The sequence below is a fragment of the uncultured Proteiniphilum sp. genome (genome assembly GCF_937873925.1).
In the GTDB taxonomy this organism is placed as follows: Bacteria; Bacteroidota; Bacteroidia; order Bacteroidales; family Dysgonomonadaceae; genus Proteiniphilum.
In genome coordinates this window covers 1-2,289 of the sequence record NZ_CALNAT010000264.1, presented here as the reverse complement: position 1 = coordinate 2,289, position 2,289 = coordinate 1, and the positions used below count along the sequence as shown (strand labels likewise).

General features: G+C 51.2%; 2 protein-coding genes. Both read left to right on the top strand.

Features of this window, described 5'->3' with window-relative positions:
* Positions 1 to 78 precede the first annotated feature (78 nt).
* A complete protein-coding gene (locus tag Q0502_RS18860) occupies positions 79 to 687 on the top strand; it encodes a DUF3575 domain-containing protein (protein ID WP_298654118.1) in 609 nt (202 codons plus the stop codon).
* Positions 688 to 695: 8 nt separating this feature from the next.
* The gene (locus tag Q0502_RS18855) at positions 696 to 2,174 is read left to right on the top strand and encodes a DUF3868 domain-containing protein (RefSeq protein WP_298654117.1); all 1,479 of its coding nucleotides are present in this window, start codon (positions 696 to 698) and stop codon (positions 2,172 to 2,174) included.
* The last annotated feature ends 115 nt before the right edge of the window (positions 2,175 to 2,289 follow it).

Genomic DNA, 2,289 nt, shown 5'->3' with positions numbered 1-2,289 from the left:
TTTATATATCCATAATGTCTGGAATGCGCAATGCAAGATATACAGGACAGGATATGAACGAAGTAATACATCCATTATATGTATGAGTCTCATCACAAGTTATTTCTGCTCATTTTTGCACTGGCAACCTCATTGCCGGGTGTTTTCGCACAAAAGGCGGCCATCAAGAGTAATCTTCTCTATGATGCGACGACCTCTTTGAATCTTGGCCTGGAAGTAGGATTGGGAGAACGCTCCACGCTGGATATCTCCGGCAACATCAATCCCTGGACCTTTTCGGGGAATCGAAAGATGAAGCACTGGCTTCTGCAGCCGGAGTACCGTATTTGGAGCTGCTCCAGGTTCAGTGGCACTTTTTGGGGTTTCTCCACCCATCTCGCCCAATATAATTTCGGGGGCATGCTGCCCTGGGGATTCCATTCTGGCAAGATGTTCGGAACGATTGAAAACAGGCAGATACTGGACAACCGCTACGAGGGATGGCTGGCCGGGGGGGGAGTCAGCTACGGCTACCACTGGATCATCGGCAGGAGCTGGGGCATTGAAGCCACGATAGGTGCGGGGTATGCCTATCTAAGGTACGATAAGTTCGCTTGCGGGCAATGCGGGGAAAAACGAGGGAATGAGTCGAAGCACTATTTCGGCCCTACCAAGGCAGGTCTCTCACTGATCTATATGATTAAATAATGCTGGAAATGAAGAAATTACAGATAATCCTTACCGCCCTGCTTGTCACGCTTTCCATTCATGCCCGGGAAGGGTCGCTATACGATGGCCGGATTACGGTGAACGTGATTGAATTAGCGAAAAAAGGCGATCAATTGGTGGTCAATCTGATAGTGGACATCGGGAACGCTTCGGTGGAAAGTAACCGCTCCCTCAATATTATTCCTGTGCTCACCAACGGGACAATTTCAAAGGAGTTACCGGAAATCGCGATAAAGGGAAGGCGTAACTACAAAGAATACGGGCGTTATCTCGCCCTTATGGGAGAGAAGCAGCGGGCACGGCATGTCGCCCCGTATGCCGTTGAAAAAGGCTACGGGCAACAGGAACGCGCGTTAAATTACAGTTATACAATGCCGTTTGAAGCGTGGATGTCCGGTGCCCGTCTCGAGATGGTGTCCGATCTTTGCGGTTGTGGCGTTTCGTCGCGCGAGAGAGCCGGGGAAGCGCCTGTCGCCCACGTCTCGGTCGAAAAGGAGCGCGTTGTTGTTCCCCCCGCATCTCCCAGTCTGGCTTTTATCAAACCACAGATAGCGGAAACAAAACGGCGGAATATAGAAGCGCGGGTATCGCTTGATTTCGTGGTAAACCGGGCCGATATATATCCCGACTACATGAATAATCCCGCGGAGCTACGGAAGATCAGGGAGATGATCGACGAGGTGAAGCACAACCCCGATATCACGGTCGAGAAGCTGGAGATCACCGGCTATGCCTCTCCCGAAGGCTCCCCGGAGCATAACAGACGGTTGTCTGAAGCACGGGCGGAATCTTTACGGGATTATCTGGTTGCACGGTATGATTTTGAGAGGAGTGCGTATCACACCGGCTTCGGCGGTGAGAACTGGGATGGGCTGGAAAAACTGGTCGAAGATTCCGACATGGCACACAAGGAGGAGGCCCTCCGAATTATCCGCTCCACCGAAGACGGTACCCTGCGCAAGAAAGAGTTGATGGAGCTGGCATCGGGCCGCCCGTACCGGTACATGGCGACGAACATGTTCCCGAAGTTGCGTGTGGCCACATGCAAGATTGGGTATAGCGTCCGCCCGTTTGACCTGGATGAAGCAAGGGAGAAAATAAAGAGCGAGCCGCAGAACCTCTCTCTCGATGAAATATATTTGGTTGCAAATAGCCATCCGTATGGATCCGAAACGTTCGCGGATCTGTTCGAAACGGCTGTCCGGATGTTTCCCGAAGATGAGACCGCCAACCTGAATGCGGCCATGGCGGCGCTCATGCGGAACGATATCGTGCTGGCGGAGCGCTACCTTACCAAGGTGGAACCAAGCCTTCCGGCTCCCGCGTATGACAATGCCCTCGGTGTCCTCGAACTGTTAAAAGGGAATTACGAACGGGCGGAGGCGCATTTCCGTGCGGCAGAGAAAGGCGGTCTTGAGGAGGCCTCGCGCAACCTGGAAGAATTCATAGGGAAAAATAACGAATAGAGACAAAAAACGGCATTGGAAACAATGATTGTGAGACAGGAACAGGTGAATATAATTAATAAATGTTTTATTTTAAAATGAAAAAAAAGATGAGAAAATTTGGTGTGATGACGCT

What these genes read in the sequence shown, in the direction of transcription:
- Q0502_RS18855 (WP_298654117.1), top strand. Translation starts at nt 696, where the DNA reads ATGAAGAAATTACAGATAATCCTTACCGCCCTGCTTGTCACGCTTTCC.
- Q0502_RS18860 (WP_298654118.1), top strand. Translation starts at nt 79, where the DNA reads ATGTATGAGTCTCATCACAAGTTATTTCTGCTCATTTTTGCACTGGCA.